Source organism: Moritella sp. 28 (assembly GCF_018219435.1).
Taxonomy (GTDB): domain Bacteria; phylum Pseudomonadota; class Gammaproteobacteria; order Enterobacterales; family Moritellaceae; genus Moritella.
Genome location: NZ_CP056121.1, coordinates 16,075 through 36,824, shown reverse-complemented (window position 1 = coordinate 36,824; position 20,750 = coordinate 16,075). Strand labels below are relative to the sequence as shown.

11 protein-coding genes, 2 tRNA genes and 2 rRNA genes are annotated in these 20,750 nt (G+C 42.3%); 7 read left to right on the top strand and 8 right to left on the bottom strand.

Annotation, left to right across the window (positions count from 1 at the left end; genetic code table 11):
* Positions 1–18: 18 nt before the first annotated feature.
* From HWV02_RS00145 to HWV02_RS00115, 7 genes are all read right to left on the bottom strand, one after another.
* Positions 19–2,909, bottom strand: a 23S ribosomal RNA gene (locus tag HWV02_RS00145).
* 220 nt (positions 2,910–3,129) lie between these two features.
* Positions 3,130–3,205: transfer RNA gene (locus tag HWV02_RS00140), tRNA-Ala, on the bottom strand.
* Between the two features lie 24 nt (positions 3,206–3,229).
* A tRNA-Ile gene (locus HWV02_RS00135) sits at positions 3,230–3,306 on the bottom strand.
* A 77-nt stretch (positions 3,307–3,383) separates the two neighbouring features.
* Positions 3,384–4,928, bottom strand: a 16S ribosomal RNA gene (locus HWV02_RS00130).
* The 16S and 23S rRNA genes sit together here with 2 tRNA genes alongside, the layout of an rRNA operon.
* Positions 4,929–5,419: 491 nt before the next feature.
* Positions 5,420–5,935, bottom strand: coding sequence for a menaquinone-dependent protoporphyrinogen IX dehydrogenase (gene hemG / locus HWV02_RS00125; protein WP_211677995.1), 516 nt, complete (start codon positions 5,933–5,935; stop codon positions 5,420–5,422).
* 14 nt (positions 5,936–5,949) lie between these two features.
* Positions 5,950–7,407: a TrkH family potassium uptake protein gene (locus tag HWV02_RS00120; RefSeq protein WP_211677994.1), complete on the bottom strand. Its 1,458-nt coding sequence runs from the start codon at positions 7,405–7,407 to the stop codon at positions 5,950–5,952.
* Positions 7,408–7,428: 21 nt separating this feature from the next.
* On the bottom strand, positions 7,429–8,049 hold the full coding sequence (locus HWV02_RS00115; RefSeq protein ID WP_211689388.1) for a YigZ family protein: 621 nt from the start codon (positions 8,047–8,049) through the stop codon (positions 7,429–7,431).
* 495 nt (positions 8,050–8,544) lie between these two features.
* Here HWV02_RS00115 and fadB point away from each other — a divergent pair, with 495 nt between their 5' ends.
* The 6 genes from fadB (at position 8,545) to yccS (ending at position 17,693) form a co-directional block, all read left to right on the top strand.
* Positions 8,545–10,689: a fatty acid oxidation complex subunit alpha FadB gene (gene fadB / locus HWV02_RS00110; protein WP_211689387.1), complete on the top strand. Its 2,145-nt coding sequence runs from the start codon at positions 8,545–8,547 to the stop codon at positions 10,687–10,689.
* Positions 10,690–10,710: 21 nt separating this feature from the next.
* Complete coding sequence (fadA, locus tag HWV02_RS00105) at positions 10,711–11,880, top strand: acetyl-CoA C-acyltransferase FadA (RefSeq protein WP_211677992.1); 1,170 nt, start codon at positions 10,711–10,713, stop codon at positions 11,878–11,880.
* 152 nt (positions 11,881–12,032) lie between these two features.
* Positions 12,033–12,746, top strand: coding sequence for a response regulator (locus HWV02_RS00100; RefSeq protein WP_211677991.1), 714 nt, complete (start codon positions 12,033–12,035; stop codon positions 12,744–12,746).
* Positions 12,736–14,199 (top strand): ATP-binding protein, encoded by a 1,464-nt coding sequence (locus HWV02_RS00095; RefSeq protein ID WP_211689385.1) that lies wholly within the window; start codon positions 12,736–12,738, stop codon positions 14,197–14,199. The genes HWV02_RS00100 and HWV02_RS00095 overlap by 11 nt, the downstream gene beginning before the upstream one ends.
* Before the next feature lie 2 nt (positions 14,200–14,201).
* A complete protein-coding gene (locus HWV02_RS00090) occupies positions 14,202–15,470 on the top strand; it encodes an ABC transporter substrate-binding protein (protein WP_211677989.1) in 1,269 nt (422 codons plus the stop codon).
* A 45-nt stretch (positions 15,471–15,515) separates the two neighbouring features.
* Positions 15,516–17,693, top strand: a complete 2,178-nt coding sequence (gene yccS / locus HWV02_RS00085; RefSeq protein ID WP_211689383.1) for a YccS family putative transporter — start codon at positions 15,516–15,518, stop codon at positions 17,691–17,693.
* Between the two features lie 5 nt (positions 17,694–17,698).
* Here the strand turns inward: yccS and HWV02_RS00080 are convergent, their stop codons facing one another.
* Entirely contained in the window at positions 17,699–19,549 is a 1,851-nt protein-coding gene (locus tag HWV02_RS00080) for a beta-ketoacyl synthase (RefSeq protein WP_211677987.1), read from the bottom strand.
* Between the two features lie 191 nt (positions 19,550–19,740).
* Here HWV02_RS00080 and HWV02_RS00075 point away from each other — a divergent pair, with 191 nt between their 5' ends.
* Positions 19,741–20,718, top strand: a complete 978-nt coding sequence (locus HWV02_RS00075) for a GlxA family transcriptional regulator (protein ID WP_211677986.1) — start codon at positions 19,741–19,743, stop codon at positions 20,716–20,718.
* The last annotated feature ends 32 nt before the right edge of the window (positions 20,719–20,750 follow it).

Genomic DNA, 20,750 nt, shown 5'->3' with positions numbered 1-20,750 from the left:
AATCATACTTTAATTTGTATGGTTAAGCCTCACGGGTAATTAGTACAAGTTAGCTCAATGCCTCACAGCACTTACACACCTTGCCTATCAACGTTGTAGTCTCCAACGGCCCTTCAGGGGACTTAAAGTCCCAGTGAGAACTCATCTCGAGGCCTGCTTCCCGCTTAGATGCTTTCAGCGGTTATCAGTTCCGAACTTAGCTACCGGGCAATGCTATTGGCATAACAACCCGAACACCAGTGGTTCGTCCACTCCGGTCCTCTCGTACTAGGAGCAGCTCCTCTCAATTCTCAAACGCCCACGGCAGATAGGGACCGAACTGTCTCACGACGTTCTAAACCCAGCTCGCGTACCACTTTAAATGGCGAACAGCCATACCCTTGGGACCAACTTCAGCCCCAGGATGTGATGAGCCGACATCGAGGTGCCAAACACCGCCGTCGATATGAACTCTTGGGCGGTATCAGCCTGTTATCCCCGGAGTACCTTTTATCCGTTGAGCGATGGCCCTTCCATTCAGAACCACCGGATCACTAAGACCTACTTTCGTACCTGCTCGACGTGTCTGTCTCGCAGTTAAGCTGGCTTATGCCTTTGCACTAACCACATGATGTCCAACCATGTTTAGCCAACCTTCGTGCTCCTCCGTTACTCTTTGGGAGGAGACCGCCCCAGTCAAACTACCCACCAGACACTGTCCGCAACCCCGATAAGGGGCCTACGTTAGAACATCAAACGTACAAGGGTGGTATTTCAAGGTTGACTCCACATCATCTAGCGACAATGCTTCAACGTCTCCCACCTATCCTACACATGTAGGTTCAATGTTCAGTGCCAAGCTATAGTAAAGGTTCACGGGGTCTTTCCGTCTAGCCGCGGGTACACTGCATCTTAACAGCGATTTCAATTTCACTGAGTCTCGGGTGGAGACAGCGTGGCCATCATTACGCCATTCGTGCAGGTCGGAACTTACCCGACAAGGAATTTCGCTACCTTAGGACCGTTATAGTTACGGCCGCCGTTTACCGGGGCTTCGATCATGAGCTTCGACCTAAGTCTAACCCAATCAATTAACCTTCCGGCACCGGGCAGGCGTCACACCGTATACGTCATCTTTCGATTTTGCACAGTGCTGTGTTTTTAATAAACAGTTGCAGCCACCATTTCTCTGCGACCGACAATAGCTTACGGAGCAAGTCCTTCACCATCATCGGCGTACCTTCTCCCGAAGTTACGGTACCATTTTGCCTAGTTCCTTCACCCGAGTTCTCTCAAGCGCCTTAGTATTCTCTACCTAACCACCTGTGTCGGTTTGGGGTACGATTCTCTTATATCTGAAGCTTAGAGGTTTTTCCTGGAAGCCGGGTATCAACTACTTCATCTCCGTAGAGACTCGTCATCAGCTCTCAGCCTAATGTGCGCCCGGATTTACCTAAGCACACAGCCTACAACCTTAAACATGGACAACCATCGCCATGCTAGCCTAACCTTCTCCGTCACCCCATCGCAATATAAGTGAGTACAGGAATATTAACCTGTTTCCCATCGACTACGCCTTTCGGCCTCGCCTTAGGGGTCGACTCACCCTGCCCCGATTAACGTTGGACAGGAACCCTTGGTCTTTCGGCGTGGAGGTTTTTCACCCCCATTATCGTTACTCATGTCAACATTCGCACTTCTGATACCTCCAGCAAGCTTCTCAACTCACCTTCGACGGCTTACAGAACGCTCCTCTACCATGCAAGAACAAGTCTTGCATCCGTAGCTTCGGTGGTATGTTTAGCCCCGTTAAATCTTCCGCGCAGACCGACTCGACCAGTGAGCTATTACGCTTTCTTTAAAAGATGGCTGCTTCTAAGCCAACTTCCTGGCTGTCTGAGCCTTTCCACATCGTTTCCCACTTAACATACACTTTGGGACCTTAGCTGACGGTCTGGGTTGTTTCCCTTTCCACGACGGACGTTAGCACCCGCCGTGTGTCTCCCGCGATTGAACTTATTGGTATTCGGAGTTTGCAAAGGGTTGGTAAGTCGGGATGACCCCCTAGCCTTAACAGTGCTCTACCCCCAATAGTTAGACGCGAGGCGCTACCTAAATAGCTTTCGAGGAGAACCAGCTATCTCCCGGTTTGATTGGCCTTTCACCCCCAGCCACAAGTCATCCGCTAATTTTTCAACATTAGTCGGTTCGGTCCTCCAGTTGATGTTACTCAACCTTCAACCTGCCCATGGCTAGATCACCGGGTTTCGGGTCTAATCCCAGCAACTATTCGCGCAGTTAACACTCGGTTTCCCTACGGCTCCGCTATTCGCTTAACCTTGCTACTGAAATTAAGTCGTTGACCCATTATACAAAAGGTACGCAGTCACAGAACAAGTCTGCTCCCACTGCTTGTACGTATACGGTTTCAGGTTCTATTTCACTCCCCTCACAGGGGTTCTTTTCGCCTTTCCCTCACGGTACTGGTTCACTATCGGTCAGTCAGTAGTATTTAGCCTTGGAAGATGGTCCTCCCATATTCAAACAGCATATCACGTGTGCCGTCCTACTCGATTTCACAGTAAGGTCGTTTTCATGTACGGGACTATCACCCTGTATCGTGAAACTTTCCAGAATCTTCCACTAACTTCCAAACTGCTTAAGGGCTAGACCCCGTTCGCTCGCCGCTACTAAGGGTATCTCTATTGATTTCTTTTCCTCGGGGTACTTAGATGTTTCAGTTCTCCCGGTTCGCTTCGTAACGCTATGTATTCACGTTACGATACTCTACAAAGTAGAGTGGGTTCCCCCATTCGGAAATCTGTGGATTAACGCTTTTTATCAACTCCCCACAGCTTAACGCAGATTAACACGTCCTTCATCGCCTCTGACTGCCTAGGCATCCACCGTATACGCTTAGTCACTTAACCATACAATCTAAAGTCGACCGTACAATTGAAATAACTAGGTATTATCTAGTTTTTTTCGCCTCAAGAATACTCAAGAACACTATATTGTTATTGCCGAAGCAATAACGTGTTTTAAGAACTTCTTTATTTATTCAGCTTTCCAAATTTTTAAAGAGCAATTTGCTAAAAAGCAAAGATAAGCATTAAGCTTGCTTAGCTTTGTATTTTAACAACTATGATGTGGTGGAGCTATGCGGGATCGAACCGCAGACCTCCTGCGTGCAAGGCAGGCGCTCTCCCAGCTGAGCTATAGCCCCACATCATAGAGTTCGTAAGAAGATTGGTAGGACTGAGTAGATTTGAACTACCGACCTCACCCTTATCAGGGGCGCGCTCTAACCAACTGAGCTACAGTCCTATCGCATTTCTTACATGCTTTTCAACTTTCTATTCAAGCAATTTGTGTGGGCACTTACAAAAACTAACAACTTTACGTAAGGAGGTGATCCAGCCCCAGGTTCCCCTAGGGCTACCTTGTTACGACTTCACCCCAGTCATGAACCACACCGTGGTCATCGCCCTCCCGAAGGTTAAGCTAATGACTTCTGGTGCAGCCCACTCCCATGGTGTGACGGGCGGTGTGTACAAGGCCCGGGAACGTATTCACCGTGACATTCTGATTCACGATTACTAGCGATTCCGACTTCATGGGGTCGAGTTGCAGACCCCAATCCGGACTACGACGCACTTTATGGGATTCGCTTACCATTGCTGGTTTGCAGCCCTTTGTATGCGCCATTGTAGCACGTGTGTAGCCCTACTCGTAAGGGCCATGATGACTTGACGTCGTCCCCACCTTCCTCCGGTTTATCACCGGCAGTCTCCTTAGAGTTCCCACCATTACGTGCTGGCAAATAAGGATAAGGGTTGCGCTCGTTGCGGGACTTAACCCAACATTTCACAACACGAGCTGACGACAGCCATGCAGCACCTGTCTCATAGTTCCCGAAGGCACCAATTCATCTCTGAAAAGTTCTATGGATGTCAAGAGTAGGTAAGGTTCTTCGCGTTGCATCGAATTAAACCACATGCTCCACCGCTTGTGCGGGCCCCCGTCAATTCATTTGAGTTTTAACCTTGCGGCCGTACTCCCCAGGCGGTCTACTTAATGCGTTAGCTTAAGAGCCCAGTTCTCAAGGAACCAAACTCCGAGTAGACATCGTTTACGGCGTGGACTACCGGGGTATCTAATCCCGTTTGCTACCCACGCTTTCGCATCTGAGCGTCAGTTACTTGCCAGGTGGCCGCCTTCGCCACTGGTATTCCTTCAGATCTCTACGCATTTCACCGCTACACCTGAAATTCTACCACCCTCTCAAGAACTCTAGTTTGCCAGTTCGAAATGCAGTTCCCAGGTTGAGCCCGGGGCTTTCACATCTCGCTTAACAAACCGCCTGCATGCGCTTTACGCCCAGTAATTCCGATTAACGCTTGCACCCTCCGTATTACCGCGGCTGCTGGCACGGAGTTAGCCGGTGCTTCTTCTGCGAGTAACGTCACAGCAGTAGAGTATTAATCTACTGCCTTTCCTCCTCGCTGAAAGTACTTTACAACCCTAAGGCCTTCTTCATACACGCGGTATGGCTGCATCAGGGTTTCCCCCATTGTGCAATATTCCCCACTGCTGCCTCCCGTAGGAGTCTGGACCGTGTCTCAGTTCCAGTGTGGCTGATCATCCTCTCAGACCAGCTAGGGATCGTCGCCTTGGTGAGCTCTTACCTCACCAACAAGCTAATCCCACTTGGGCTCATCTAGTCGCGAGAGCTTTCAAGAAGAGGCCCCCTTTCACCCGTAGGTCGTATGCGGTATTAGCAGTCGTTTCCAACTGTTGTCCCCCTCGACTAGGCAGATTCCCAAGCATTACTCACCCGTCCGCCGCTCGACGCCAGAATAGCAAGCTATTCTTCGTTTCCGCTCGACTTGCATGTGTTAAGCCTACCGCCAGCGTTCAATCTGAGCCATGATCAAACTCTTCAATTAAAAGTTTTTGACTAATCAACGATGTTGATTAAGTCGGCTCAATGAATTCTGTACTTCAACAACAAACCGAGGTTTGTTGTTTATAAAACCAAATCTTTCGATTTAATTTAATGTTCACAATTACATTGATATAATTTTTGGTCATTATATCTCTGCAAGTGCTCACACAGATTGCTTGAATAAATTGTTAAAGAGCATTGACCTTGACGTCTTTCGTCGTAGTCAGGCTGCGTATTCTACGCAAACCGAATTTGAAGTCAAGCATATATTCATGCTTTGTTCAGGACGCTTAAAAAGTAACCAAAGTCGTTTTTTAAACACCTTACTGAGGACGTTTCCGTGTCAGTGGGCGCCATTATAGATAAAACGATTTGATAGGCAAGCATTTCAGCGTCAGGAATTACAAATACTATAACATGAGCAATTAACCAACGACCACTGATTAAATTTAACGCTAAACGTTAATGTACCGCTATAGTAAGCAAACTAGTCTACAAGGTTTTCGCAAACAATTTCACTTTAGCCCAATCAGTAAACTCAATATCTTTCGTCTTATCAGTACTACCACCGGTTATTTTCATAATCAACTGGATAATAAGTGTTTGCCACCAATTATATTTTGAATATAACAATGCGCCTGCGAATACAGCTTGCTGCTTGGGTACCCAATTCGACTTTTCTAAAAATGCCTGCATATATGCATTCGTTTCAGGAGTATTCTTCTCAGCTTTTCTTGCGGTTAAGTTTACACAGAAAAAACTATTCTCTTTTGCTTCAAGTTCTGCTTTATGTGCAGCAACAAATTGATAGAGTTTTTTATTCAAATGACCATAACGCACAGAGGCACCGATAACGACTTTATCAAAAATAGCCATATCAAGATGCTGGCATTCTTCAAGGCTCATAACTTCACAATGATACTTATCGGTAATAGACTCCTCGATAGCTTTAATTATCTTTAAGGTTTGACCATCAACGGTAGAATACAGTACTAACATTTTTTTCATTTATATGATTCCACTTAACTACGCCAGAAAGCTGGGGTAAATAAAATTAATAAGGTAAAGACTTCTAAACGACCAAACAACATAGCGACAACTAATATCCATTTAGCACTGTCATTAACGTCACCAAAATGTACCGCGACTTGTCCAAGTCCCGGCCCTAAGTTATTTAATGTTGCAACCACAGCTGAAAAGGCCGATATCTCATCCATACCCGTCGTGATCAATGCCAGCATACAAATAATAAATACCAAGGCATAAGCAGAGAAAAAACCCCAAACCGCATCGATAACACGATCGGGTAATACTTTTTTTCCTAATTTAATCTTATATACGGCACGAGGATGCACTAAACGTTTCATTTCACGCATACCTTGTAAATAAAGTAATAGGATACGCACCACCTTCATACCACCACCAGTAGAGCCGGCACAACCACCAATAAAACTCGAAAACACAAGCAGCACAGGTAAGAACAATGGCCAGTTTTGGAAACTGGTCGTCGTAAACCCAGCAGTTGTTGAAATTGAAACGGCCTGAAAAACCGCTTTGTCTAACGCCATTTCAGGGGACTCATAAACACCTTTAGACAAGAGAATAAAAAAGCAAATAGCCACAAGTGTAAGTTGTACAAATAAGAATGTACGTAATTCCGGATCATGTAAGTAAGCGCCAGGTTTAAAACCTTTAATTGAGAATGCGGCAAAATGCAGTGAAAAATTCATCCCCGCAATAATTAAGAACACCACAGTGATCATATTGATAACCGAACTATCAAAATGACCCATACTACTATCATGTGTAGAGAATCCACCGATTGCAATAGTCGAAAAGCTATGCGCAATAGCATCGAAAATAGTCATTCCAGCCAGCCAAAACGCCATTGCGCAAATAACTGTAAGGCATAAATAAATATACCAAAGTGCTTTTGCAGTTTCAGCAATACGGGGGGTCATCTTAGAGTCTTTGACTGGGCCGGGAGTTTCTGCACGATAAAGCTGCATACCACCGATACCTAAAACAGGTAATACGGCAACAGCAAGTACAATAATCCCCATACCACCTAGCCATTGTAAAAACTGGCGATAAAACAGCAATGCTTTAGGTAATTCATCAAGTCCAACAATAACGGTTGCACCTGTTGTCGTTAAACCAGAGAAAGATTCAAAGAATGCACCAGCGACACTGAGATCTGGTTGCTCAGAAAGAATAAAGGGTAACGCACCAACACTCCCCAGAACCGTCCAAAACAAAACTACAATCAGGAAACCATCTTTGGCTTTTAATTCTTTTTTATAATTGCGGTTTTGGTACCATACGATACTGCCTAACGTGACACAAAAAGCAAACGAATTAATGAAGACGAGACCACCACCATCCTTATATATTGCGGCGATCAGTGCAGGGAATATCATGGTCACACTAAAGATGGTAACTAATATCCCAACAATTCTTAAAATTGCCCTGAATTGCATTGTTATTTTTATCCCTAAATATTAATCGACCACTTTGACATTAACTTGGCCATTCGTTTTGTTTTTAACCGCAATAATAAACGCTTGCGCATGCCTTGCATCAACATCAAGCTGCATCATTACTTGTTCACCATATTCGGCATGTTTTAATTTACCATTATATACTGAAAATAAGCGCTCTATTGCGGCTATTTGAGCATAATCACAAGTTAAATTAAGTTCTGTATATATAAAACATTCAATAGGATCAATCAATTTTAATACTTCTTGTACACCGCCTGCATATGCACGCGCTAACCCCCCTGTACCTAATTTAATTCCACCATAATAACGTACAACAACTGCGGTCATCTCCCCTACGTCACTGCCCATTAAGCAATGAAGAATAGGCTTACCAGCGGTACCTGAAGGTTCACCGTCATCACTAAAACCATATTGTTGCCCGTCACTGGGACGTCCAGCAACAAATGCCCAACAATGATGACGCGCATCAGGGTGTTGCGCTTTAATTGTCCGAACAAATTGCTCGGCTATTTGGCGTCCTTTAGTTGGTGCTAGATAAGTAATAAAACGGCTTTTTTTTATTTCTTCAGTATATTCATAAGCCTGTTCTAAAACAAAATAAGGGCTATTCGCTATCATTTAAATCCTGTGTATTTGGTGCGGGTGAGATATTCATCGCTATTCTACTGTTATATGTCTGTTGATAATAGCAGGTTCAGGATCACAAACTTTAAAAGTTAAGTGTTGATGATTTTTTTTTATTAAACATTCATCAACAAACATCTAACAATTAAAAACAGTTGTAAGCCGAACCGTTTAAAGCAGATCAAGCCACAAAACAAGCCACAAACAGAGTTAACAACTAAATACAAACTTAAACTAAGTACCTAGCGCTAACTTGAAAGACAAATAACTTATTTTACTAGTATTGCCCCCCATCAATCCTTACCAGCAACTATACTACTTATTGAATATATTAGCGTAACCACCTCGACAAAAATTTAAACAGTCGTTTAAAATAAGTGTTGAAATATTGTTAGATTATCGACAGAATGAGATCAACCAGTGCCCTACATAGCTGGTAAATAGCAAACGGAGCAGATGATCACCATCGCTTTAGCAAGGAGAAACGTAATGATTTACCAAGCCGAACAACTCTCGGTCACTCTATTAGAAGATGGCATCGCAGAATTAAAATATGACGCGAAAGGCCCTGTTAATAAATTTGATCAAGCAACATTACAAGCATTAACTGAAGCTGTAAAAGTATTACAGACTAATTCAGACATTAAAGGACTAATTCAAACATCAGGTAAAGGTGCATTCATCGTTGGCGCCGATATCACTGAATTCCTTGAACTCTTTAAACTACCTGACGCTGAATTATTAGGTTGGTTGGAACAAGCAAATGCAGTATTCAATGCAATTGAAGACCTGCCATATCCAACAATCTCTGCAGTAAATGGGCATGCACTTGGTGGTGGTTGTGAAGCAATTCTTGCAACAGACTTCCGTGTAGCAGACACAACAGCACGTATCGGTTTACCTGAAACTAAATTAGGTATCATGCCTGGTTTCGGTGGTACAGTACGTTTACCACGTCTGATCGGTGCTGATAATGCCGTTGAATGGATCACAACAGGTAAAGATTATAAAGCACCTGCAGCCCTTAAATTTGGCACTGTAGATGCGGTTGTAGCACCAGAAAAATTACGTGATGCTGCACTCTCTATGATTAAAGATGCGATTGCAGGAAAACTTGACTGGCAATCACGTCGAGCGCAAAAACAAGCACCATTAGGTTTAAATAAAATTGAAGCAACAATGAGCTTCTCTACTGCACTTGGTATGGTGTACGCGAAAGCGGGTAAACATTATCCAGCTCCGACAGCTGCAGTTAAAACAGTTGAAGCAGCAGCAAGAATGGACCGTACTGGTGCACTTGGTGTTGAAGCTGCAACATTCATTAAACTTGCTAAAACAGATGCAGCACAAGCATTAGTTGGCTTATTCTTAAGTGACCAAGCATTAAAAACTGGCGCGAAGAAAGCAGCAAAAGCAGGCAAAGCAACAAATAAAGCCGCAGTACTTGGCGCTGGTATTATGGGTGGCGGTATCGCTTACCAATCAGCAGTAAAAGGTACGCCAGTTATCATGAAAGACATCAATGATGCTGCACTTGATCTTGGTATGTCTACGGCATCAGGTCTATTAACAACGCAACTTAAGCGTGGCCGTATTGACGGTACTAAACTGGCTAAAGTTATTTCTTCAATCACACCAACGCTAAGCTATAACTCAGTTGATGAAGCTGACATTATCGTTGAAGCTGTTGTTGAGAACCCGAAAATTAAAGCTGCTGTACTGGCTGAATTAGAAGACAACGTAAGTGCAGACACAGTCATCACTTCAAATACGTCTACGATTCCAATTAATGTACTAGCGAAGAGCTTAAAACGCCCAGAACAATTCTGTGGTATGCACTTCTTCAACCCTGTGCATAAAATGCCATTAGTCGAAATCATCCGTGGTGATAAATCATCTGATGAAACAATTGCGACAACAGTTGCATACGCCGCGAAAATGGGCAAAACGCCTATCGTTGTAAATGACTGCCCTGGTTTCTTCGTTAACCGCGTATTATTCCCATACTTCTTTGGCTTCTCAAAACTAATCGCTGATGGCGCAGATTTTGTAGCAGTAGATAAAGTTATGGAAAAAGAATTCGGTTGGCCAATGGGTCCAGCATACTTGCTAGACGTTGTTGGTATTGATACAGGCCACCATGCAGCAGCTGTGATGGCTGACGGTTTTCCTGAACGTATGGCTAAAACAGGCAAAGATTCTATCGATGTTATGTTTGAAGCAACGCGTTATGGTCAGAAAAATGGTGTTGGTTTCTACTCTTACGCTAAAGACCGTCGTGGTCGCATACAAAAAACACCGGATGCAAAAAGCTATGAGCTGCTTGCTGAAGTTGCAAGCGAAAAAGCTGATTTCTCGAAAGATGACATTATCGCTCGCTGTATGATCCCAATGATTAACGAAGTTGTTCGTTGTCTTGAAGAAGGTATTGTTGCTACTCCAGGTGATGCTGATATGGCACTTATCTATGGTATTGGCTTCCCTCCATTCCGTGGTGGTGTATTCCGTTACTTAGATACTATGGGTCTAGATAAATACATCGAATTAGCAGATTCATTTGCTGATTTAGGACCACTTTACCAAGTAACTGATGGCTTGCGTCAACGCGCAGCTGACGGCAAAACTTTTTACTAAGACACGAACGAGGATAATAAAATGAGAGATGTAGTTGTAGTCGATTGTCTACGTACACCTATGGGTCGTTCTAAAGCCGGTGCATTCCGTCACGTTCGTGCTGAAGATCTATCTGCAAAATTAATGAAAGGCTTGCTTGACCGTAACCCTGAAGTTGATCCAAATGACATCGAAGATGTTTATTGGGGTTGTGTTCAGCAAACGCTAGAGCAAGGTTTCAATATTGCCCGTAATGCTTCATTACTTGCTGGTATCCCTATCACAGCAGGCGCAACAACCGTTAACCGTCTATGTGGCTCATCGATGCAAGCTATCCATGATGCTACACGTGCTATCGCAATGGGCGACGGCGACGTGATGATCATTGGTGGTGTTGAGCATATGGGTCATGTACCAATGAACCACGGTGTTGATTTCCATGTTGGTCTTGCTAAATCTACTGCGAAAGCAGCGGGTATGATGGGGCTAACAGCTGAAATGCTAGGTAAATTACACGGCATTACACGTGAGCAACAAGATGCATTCGCAGTACGCTCACACAAATTAGCACAAGCAGCAACTGTTTCAGGTCGTTTCAAACGTGAGATTCTACCAATTGAAGGTCACGATGCTGATGGCATTTTAAAGTTGTATGATTTTGATGAAGTGATTCGTCCAGAAACATCAATGGAAAGCCTAGGTAATTTACGTCCTGTATTTGATCCTGTAAACGGTACAGTAACAGCGGGTACGTCATCTGCATTATCAGATGGTGCTTCTGCAATGTTACTTATGTCTGCGGACAAAGCCAAAGAACTAGGTCTTAAGCCTCGTGCTCGCGTTGTATCTATGGCTGTTGCAGGTTGTGATCCATCAATAATGGGTTACGGTCCAGTACCAGCAACGAAGAAAGCACTTAAGCGTGCTGGTTTAACTATTGACGATATCGATGTATTCGAATTAAACGAAGCATTCGCAGCGCAATCTTTACCTTGTGTTAAAGATCTTGGCTTAGAAGATGTTGTTGAAACAAAGATTAACCTTAACGGTGGCGCAATCTCATTAGGTCACCCTCTAGGTTGCTCTGGTTCACGTATCTCGACTACGCTTGTTAACGAACTTGAAGTTCAAGGCGGTAGATATGGTCTCGCGACTATGTGCATCGGTCTTGGTCAAGGTATCGCGACTATCTTTGAGCGTATCGAAGACTAATAACAACAGTATAAATAATACGGTTAGTTAATCTATATCAAGCCAACTATGACGATAGTTGGCTTTTTTATGTTCTTCTTAAAATGTTCTTCTTGAAATTTCCCCCTCCAAGCGGTTCAATACACATTCGCAATGTAAATAATGGACTGGGCATGAGCACCAAAAAGCAAATATTAGTAGTTGACGATGACGTTGAGATCAAAGAGTTACTCAGTGAATACCTCGATCAAGCTGGATTTTCAGTGCTGACAGCCGGTGAAGGCAAAGAAATGCAACGCGTCTTAGCCACCAATACGCCCGATCTGATTGTCTTAGATGTAATGATGCCAGGTGATGATGGTTTTACCTTGTGCCAAAAAATCCGCCGAACATCACAAGTACCGATCATCATGTTAACGGCTAATTCAGATGAAGCTGATCGCATTGTCGGCTTAGAAATTGGCGCAGATGATTACATGGCGAAACCTTTTAGTCCTCGAGAATTACTAGCGAGAATCAAAGCCTTATTGCGCCGTTCAAGTTACACCAAGCCAACCCAAGGCCGCTATTTTATGTTTGCTCATTGGAAGCTTGATACATTAACACGCCAATTAATTAATCAACGTAATAGCAGTACAACAGAACTGTCTGGCAGTGAATTCAATATGCTAAAACTGTTTGTGACGAACCCAAATCAAGTACTAAGTCGTGATGCCCTTTCGGATGCGACTCGTGGTCGAGAAGCACTGCCCCTTGAGCGAGGCATCGATATACAACTGAGTCGATTACGTCAAAAACTAGGGGATAATAGTAAAAGTCCAACCTTAATTAAAACCATCCGTGGACGTGGTTATGTATTGATCACCGAAGTCTCTTATGACGATTAAAGAGTATATTTACCGCCAGCTACCCAGCTCTTTAGTCTCTAGAATGTTATTACTGACACTGTTATCAATCGCCACCGCGCAGTTAATTTCAACCAGTATTTGGTATAATTTTAGTAAAGATAAAGAACTCGAAGGATTAAAAAATACCGCGGAAAGCATGGCTCAAAATATAGCCTCAACCGCGACCTTCTTCAATTCCTTACCCTTACAATATCGTCATATCGTATTAGAACAGTTACGCGATTTTGGTGGCAGCCGCTATTTTGTATCATTAAATGAAGTCGAAATTAATATCGACCCCGTAGCCGACAGTGAAATGAAACGTGTGGTACTCGATGAATTTCAGCGTGTGCTAGGAGATAAACTAGGTAATAATATCGTCATTAAAACAGAGTTTTCTCACCCCAAAAATTTACACGTATTAAACAACAATACTCTGTTATCCGAATTGCCCCGATCTTGGGCACACTACTCACTCACGCTAGAGCCGTTAAACCCCCCCGTGTTAGTGATACAAATGATGTTTGCACCTGATGAGTGGCTATATATCGCCGCATTGCTACCAGCACCTTATGTATCCCTAAATGATAAATTAGTAAGTAATGATCAATTGTTTTTCATCTTTCTTATTACCGCTAATTTAATGTGGATGATCTACATATTAGTGCGCTGGCAAACCAAACCACTTAAAAAACTGGCGGCCGCAGCAGCGACATTAAGCCAAGATTTAGACCAACCTCTGCTTGAAGAAAAAGGCGCATCGGAATTAGTGATTGCCACTAAAGCATTTAACCGTATGCACTTGCGAATAAAGCGCTATATTGACGATCGAGAACGTTTATTTCGTTCTATCTCTCACGATTTAAAAACCCCTATCACGCGATTGCGCTTACGGGCAGAGTTACTCAATGACGATGCAAAAACAGCGAAATTCAATAATGATCTGGACCAATTAGAAATGATGGTTAAAGGCGCACTACAATGTGTGAAAGATACCGATATTCACGAAAACAGTGCACCCATTGATATCCAAGAATTACTGTATGAGATCACGGAACATCATAATAGCAGCACAGAAAAAGTTACTTTCGCATTTCCAAAGGTGAGCGCTCGCTATTATGGAAAACCCCTTGCTATAAAACGCTGCTTAACTAACCTGGTTGAAAATGGAATAAAATATGGCGCGTTCTTACACCTTATCGTCGAACAACAGCAAGAGCACATCGTCATTTGTCTGATTGATTCAGGCCCAGGTATTCCTGAAGATATGTTAGAAGATATTTTTACACCTTATACACGTATAGCTCAAGATAGCGATGGCTCAGGGTTAGGTTTAAGTATTGCTCGCAGTATAGCGAGTGCCCATGGCGGTACACTCACCTTACACAATCGAGAAAATTCAGGATTAAAAGTGATCTTACGACTCCCGCATAAACCATCATCACGGATATAATAATGAGCACCATCATCAGTAATCGCATCCAACGACTCTTTATACTACTGAGTGTTTTATTCACTTCCCCTGTAACAGCAAGCCAAGTAGAAGTATTACATTGGTGGACATCTGGTGGTGAACTAGATGCGCTCAGTGAGCTGCAAAGTAAAGTCGAAGAAACCGATAATACCTGGCTCGACTTTGCCATTAAAGGTGGCGGTGGTAATACAGCCTTAACGGTATTACGTTCGCGAGCTGTATCAGGTAATCCACCGACAGCGGCGTTAATTAAAGGCCATAATATTCAAGAATGGGCAAAACTTGGGTTTCTAACCTCATTAGACGACATTGCTAAACAAGAACAATGGGATGCCAAGCTCCCAGAGTTTATTAAGCCAGTGATGAAATACCAAGGGCATTACGTAGCAGTACCGATTAATATTCATCGTATTAATTGGTTATGGTTCAATGAAACAATTTTTAACAAAGCAAATATTGCAATTCCTCGTGATCTCGCGGAACTGATCACTACATTACCACAGCTTGAAGCCGCAGGTTACTTACCGATAGCTCATACATCTGAACCTTGGGCTGATGCAATTTTATTTGAGTCGATCAGTTTATCCATTTTAGGAGCAGAGCAATATAAAAAGGCTTTTGTCGAACTTAATCCACAAGTATTAGCATCACCGAAAATGATCCGAGCCTTTGCTAAATTACGTACTATATCGCTATTCATCGACGTAAATGCCAAAAATAGAACTTGGGAACAATCCACTAAACTCTTAATTGAAGACCAAGCAGCAATACAAATCATGGGTGATTGGGTAGCAGGTAAATTACTCCAAGAAAAGCAGAAATTAAATACCAAGATCCGCTGTATTCCCTTCCCTGGCACTGAAGGTATCTTTAGCTATAACATTGATAGTTTTGCTTTTTTTAAATTAAAAAGTGTATCATCAGAAGTAAAACAAGCGCAAAATACCCTAGCAAGTATCATATTAACACCGGAATTACAGCGTGACTTTAACGCCAAAAAAGGTTCACTACCGATTATTGATACCACTGATAAGGGTAGTTTTAATGCTTGTACGCAGCAGTCATACCAAGACTATCAACAAGCAACCCGAGACAACACCTTAGTGCCGACCTTTTCTCAGGCAATGGCAACGACAACCTATGTACAGTCAGCAATAACAAGGGTAATCAGTAGTTTTATTTATGATAAAAGTATTACTAATGAAGTGGCAGTAGTACAACTCGCCAATGCCATTAAAGCAGCACAGTAAAACACGAACAACGTAAACGCTATTTTTATAAGGGACTAATCACGCATGCAACAGCAATGGCGAAAGCTGACTTATTTAACAGCCAACAGTAATTTTTTTATTGCGCTAAAAGCATTTTTAGCATCAATAACCTTATTGATCCCAGGCTATTTTCTCGAATTATCGGCCTTTTCAGTCACTGCCGTACTCGGCATTGTGGCAGCGGTAATTTCAGAAGGTGATGACAGTATTAAGCAGCGTATTATTAATAGTTTACTGGCGTTACTTTGCTTTGCAGTCTCTTCATTATTAGTCAGCCTTCTATTCCCTTATCCTTTATTTTTTTTAATTGGCAGTTGTTTATTTAGTTTTGCGATCATCATTCTTGGTTCCTTAGGTAAACGCTATGTCACCATCAGTTTTGCGACTTTGATGATTGCAGTTTATACCATGCTAGGACTAAGCCATGATGCTGAATCCGCAGCGGTACTCACTAGTGAATTCGCATTTAATCCTTATTCTTTACTTCTTATTGCCGGTGCGGCTTGGTATTTTATTATCTCGACAGTACTGCTTAAGGTAACTTTATATAACCCGATCAGAGAGCAATTAGCTGACATTTATTTTTCACTGGGTTTATACCAACAAGAAAAAGCCAAATTTTTCTCACAAAAAAAACATGATCATAAAACCATTCGCCATACTTTATCGACGTTGAATATTAATATCGTCAATGCAATGTCGGCATGTCGCACCAACATTGACTATCATATGGATAGAAGTCTATCTCATGAACTTCAGCACTTGATACACCTTTATCAAGAAGCGCAAGAACTCCATGAAAAAATGACATCTAGCCATTTTCATTATGATTCACTAAAGCGTAATTTAAATAACAATTTGATTATCAGCGGGTTTGAGCAGGTGTTAAAACAACTGGCCAGTGCTTGTAAAGAAAGAGCTAATGCAACGCTATACAAGCAAGCTTATGATCATGATAATGGCCTGACTTGGTCATTAGCTATTTTAAAACAAGAATTGCTGACATTAGAAAATTCTGTGGAATGGCCACTCTTTGGTCCGCTAAAATTATTATTTCGTAATTTGCGCAAGGCTGATGAGCTATTAATTAATAGCGAGCCCACAAGTCAGCATGAATTCTTAGTCATGGCGCCACGTGAGCTATTATCAATAAAGCAACGACTCACTAACGCATTACACTTATCCAGCCCAGTGTTCCGCCATGCCATTCGCTTAACTATAGGTATCGCATTAGGGATAGGGATTATTTTTGCTTCTGAGCTACATGGCTATTGGGTGGTGTTGACGACATTATTTGTACTTCAGCCCAGTTACAGTGCAACTCGACTTAAATTAAAACAGCGTATCTCAGGTACGTTGATGGGTATCATCATCGGTGCTATTTTACTCTACCTATTCCCGACAGAACGTAGTCAGTTGTTATTATTGGCAATATCGGCATTTTTGTTCTTTTATTATTTACGTAAAAATTACAGTCGCGCGGTTACCTATATAACATTACTGGTATTACTGGCCTTTAACGTACTTTACCAACAGGGTTATATCGTTACGATTCCGCGTATAATAGATACCTTAACGGGTTGTAGTATTGCCTACATACTGGCTAAGTTAGTACTGCCAAACTGGCAATATAAGCAATTCCCTAAGTACTTGGTCGAAGCGTTCACCGCTAATCAGGCTTACTTTCACGAGATAATTAATCAATATGTCTCAGGGAAAAACAATGAATTACCGTATCGCGTTTCGCGCCGTAAAGCCTATGTAGCAGATAGCCACTTGACCGCCTCTTGGAAAGACATGCAAGTTGAGCCTAACGATAAACGGCATAAACTGAATCATGTTTACGATATATCTCGTCGTAACCATGCCATGTTATCGGAATTATCTGCATTAGGCGTACACAGAAATAAGATTATTGATGTGAGATTACAGCAAGACCTACGCTTAGTGGAGCAAATGATTACCCGGGCTTTAGCACAAACGAAAAACACTATTTTGTCGCCAATCAATGACGATAATATTTATATTAGTGAGCTTGAGACATTACTCAAACGCTATAAAAATGATGATAATAAACATACGCTATTATTAATTCAGAAGCTGAAACAAATAGCAAAAATTACTGAAGAGTTGCAAATAATGGCTAATGAGATGAATCACGTTTCAGATACTCCTGCACGCAGTAACGTGCAAGAGTCATGAATGTATTAGCTATAATCGTGGTACGGATTAATTTGAGCTAACTTGATGGCGTTTACAAAGCCTTGTAAACGCACTTCTTCAGTAGTTATATTAACACCGCTTTCGTCAATCACCGCATTGCCAAATTCATAACGGATATTTTCATCGCCAAAGCAAGCCTTGTTATCATTAGTTTGAGCCGTTTTTTGGATCTTATTATTTTTTTCATGATAAGCGCTTACTACCGACTTACCGTATTTAGCTTCGAGCATGGTTAATGTTTGCTGAGGTGATAACACCAAACCACTGGCATTGTTACCACCAAAGCCTTTAGCATTCAGGATCACCGCTTTCATTTCTTGACCTTTATCACCAACAAACTTGTGGTCAGTTAAGATATTTAAATTGGCCTGATGTACGTCACCGGCAATATGATCAATGGTTTTAATCCCAGGGATCCAGCCATGCTGCCATACACCGAGTGAAGCGACTAATTGATCACCTGCAGCCGCGCCCATAGAATGACCGACATAAGATTTAATTGCCGTCACAGGCCAGCTTTTAATATTAAAACTGGTCGCGACTTCACTCAAAATATGGCTTTCAGTCACGCGGTTTTGTGGTGTTCCGGTACCATGCGCCTGTACAAAAGTATGTTGTAAACCAGCTTCGCCTAAAATTGCTTTCGCTAATGCGGTGGCTTTTGCGACAGTCACATAGTTACCAATTCCTGGCGCTGAAATGGATTTCTTATTGGCATCAGCATTAATAAACACATCGGCAACAGAACCATAAATAGATACACCTAACTCTAATGCAAGTTCATCATCCATCAACACCACAAATTGTGCCGATTCAGCCATCGTAAACCCAGCGTTGGATGAAAATGGACGACAAGCACGGCGATTATCAACAAAATCACTGTTATCCAATGCTTTTAACTGATCATCTTCAGCTAACGCGCCCATCACACGGAAACCTTCCATAACCCCTGTTTCAACAGGTGCTTCAGCGTTACCCACTATCGCAACTTTTGATTTACCTGACTGAATGTCTAACATACCTTGACGCAAGTTATATAAGAAACTCGCACAAGCCCCCATGTTGGTGCCAGTAGTACCAGCACTGTTGATCACATAACTATTAATGAAATCTGCAGGCATTTCAGCTAGTGCCATAGCCATCATTTTGGTACTAACACGACCGCCTTTAAAATAAGCTGAAAGCATACCACCAAATGAATTTTCATCGACTTGACCGAGTGCACTTCCCGCATAGACAGATACTTCATCAGGATTAATTAATTTGAGAATTTCATCCCAATCAACACCTAATGAATTAAGCGCATCAGAGGCTCCATAAACCGTTAGTTTTAAACCGCGAGGATGCGAACGTGAATTGTATAATTTATCTAAATCAAAGCCCGTTGGAATATTACCGGCACTTGATACTGGGTAAGTAATGGTGTCATGAATTAACGCCTCAAAGTCACCTTCTATAGTCACTTCAACTGTTTTATTATCAACGTCGGTAAGTGACCAATTAGCTGGAATGGTCTGTGGTAATTTAGACTTTTTCAATTGAAATGTGATTGGCGCTGCACTTGGCGCTAATTTAGCTTTACGCTGAAAAGGCACTGCTTCAGGAACAAATGTAGTGGTACGGCGCACTAACGTACCCGCTTTAATCTGGGCAATAATGTCAGTATTAATATCGTGAGTATCTAATCCCATACGCTGCGCGAGGTCTTGCCAAGTACTGCCCATGACATCTTCTTTCAGGACATCACACACTAGACGCTTATAACTGTGGAAACCAGAACTACGTCCAGCTGCATTCATTCCACCTAAACCAACAATTAACGGTAACTTTGCCATTTTATTACATCTCAATTCGAATCTCAGCTATTGCTAGATAGTCTAGCAAGTTATACTAACAATACACTTTCATCCGTGCCATTAACCCTGACGAATGTGCCACTACAGACTATTTACCTATAAAGATCGGACACAGTGTAATAAATAAATAGATATACTAAGTTTAGATTGCTACAGAATTGGAGTTTGATATGAAAATTGGGTTTGTACTTTATGATAAAGCGTTAGTTACTGGTATTTCCTTAGCAGCAGAAATGTTATCAGGCGCATCACGCTTGCGCGATAGAAAAACCCAACATCAAGACCCACTAGAAATAAAATTAATTTCTAGTAGTTTAACCGCTAAACCTCTGACAGCGGGACTTCGTTTACAACCCGACTTGACCTTTTCCTGTGAGCAAGAGTTTGATTTAGTCATATTTCCACCTATGTGGGGAAATCCATTAGTTTCAATCATTAAACACCCAGAAATATTACCTTGGTTACATCAGCAATATAATAGCGGTGCAAAGATACTCTCTACTGGCACAGGTGTTTGTTGGTTGGCTGAAGCGGGATTACTTGATGGATTACCAGCCACAACACACTGGTATTTTTACGATCAATTTAGTCAACAGTACCCACAAGTAAAACTCAATCGTCAAGCCTCCATAACTGCCGCGAATGGCTTATATTGTGCTGGTAGTATTAACTCACAATCGGAAATGATGCTGTTTTTAATTAACGACATGTTTGGAAAAAAGATCGCGAGTGTGATTGAAAATCATTTTTCCCATGAAATATCACGTACTCAACAACAGCCTTTCTACCAAGTTGGTGGCCAAGTACAATTTGATGAATCGGTTGCCCTCGCACAAGATTGGATGCAACGTAACATGGCAAATAGCATTACCAATCAAATGATCGCCGATGTTTGTCAGTTACCGCTACGCACCTTCAATCGCCGCTTCAAAGAACAAGTAGGACAAACCCCAAATCAGTTTCTGTTAACTCTGAGATTAGAGACCGCACAAGTGCTATTACGGGATTTTGGCTTAACGATCTGCGATGTAGCAGAACAAGTTGGTTTTCGTGATGCATATTATTTCAAAAAAAAATTCCAGCAACACTTTGATATGGCTCCAAAACAATACCGAGACATGGTGAAAGCCAAAGTTTTCGCCGTTTGACGGCTTGATAATCATTCTCATTCATATTAACA

Coding starts and splice junctions, on each gene's coding strand:
- hemG (WP_211677995.1), bottom strand. CDS start 5,935: ATGAAAAAAATGTTAGTACTGTATTCTACCGTTGATGGTCAAACCTTA.
- HWV02_RS00120 (WP_211677994.1), bottom strand. CDS start 7,407: ATGCAATTCAGGGCAATTTTAAGAATTGTTGGGATATTAGTTACCATC.
- HWV02_RS00115 (WP_211689388.1), bottom strand. CDS start 8,049: ATGATAGCGAATAGCCCTTATTTTGTTTTAGAACAGGCTTATGAATAT.
- fadB (WP_211689387.1), top strand. CDS start 8,545: ATGATTTACCAAGCCGAACAACTCTCGGTCACTCTATTAGAAGATGGC.
- fadA (WP_211677992.1), top strand. CDS start 10,711: ATGAGAGATGTAGTTGTAGTCGATTGTCTACGTACACCTATGGGTCGT.
- HWV02_RS00100 (WP_211677991.1), top strand. CDS start 12,033: ATGAGCACCAAAAAGCAAATATTAGTAGTTGACGATGACGTTGAGATC.
- HWV02_RS00095 (WP_211689385.1), top strand. CDS start 12,736: ATGACGATTAAAGAGTATATTTACCGCCAGCTACCCAGCTCTTTAGTC.
- HWV02_RS00090 (WP_211677989.1), top strand. CDS start 14,202: ATGAGCACCATCATCAGTAATCGCATCCAACGACTCTTTATACTACTG.
- yccS (WP_211689383.1), top strand. CDS start 15,516: ATGCAACAGCAATGGCGAAAGCTGACTTATTTAACAGCCAACAGTAAT.
- HWV02_RS00080 (WP_211677987.1), bottom strand. CDS start 19,549: ATGGCAAAGTTACCGTTAATTGTTGGTTTAGGTGGAATGAATGCAGCT.
- HWV02_RS00075 (WP_211677986.1), top strand. CDS start 19,741: ATGAAAATTGGGTTTGTACTTTATGATAAAGCGTTAGTTACTGGTATT.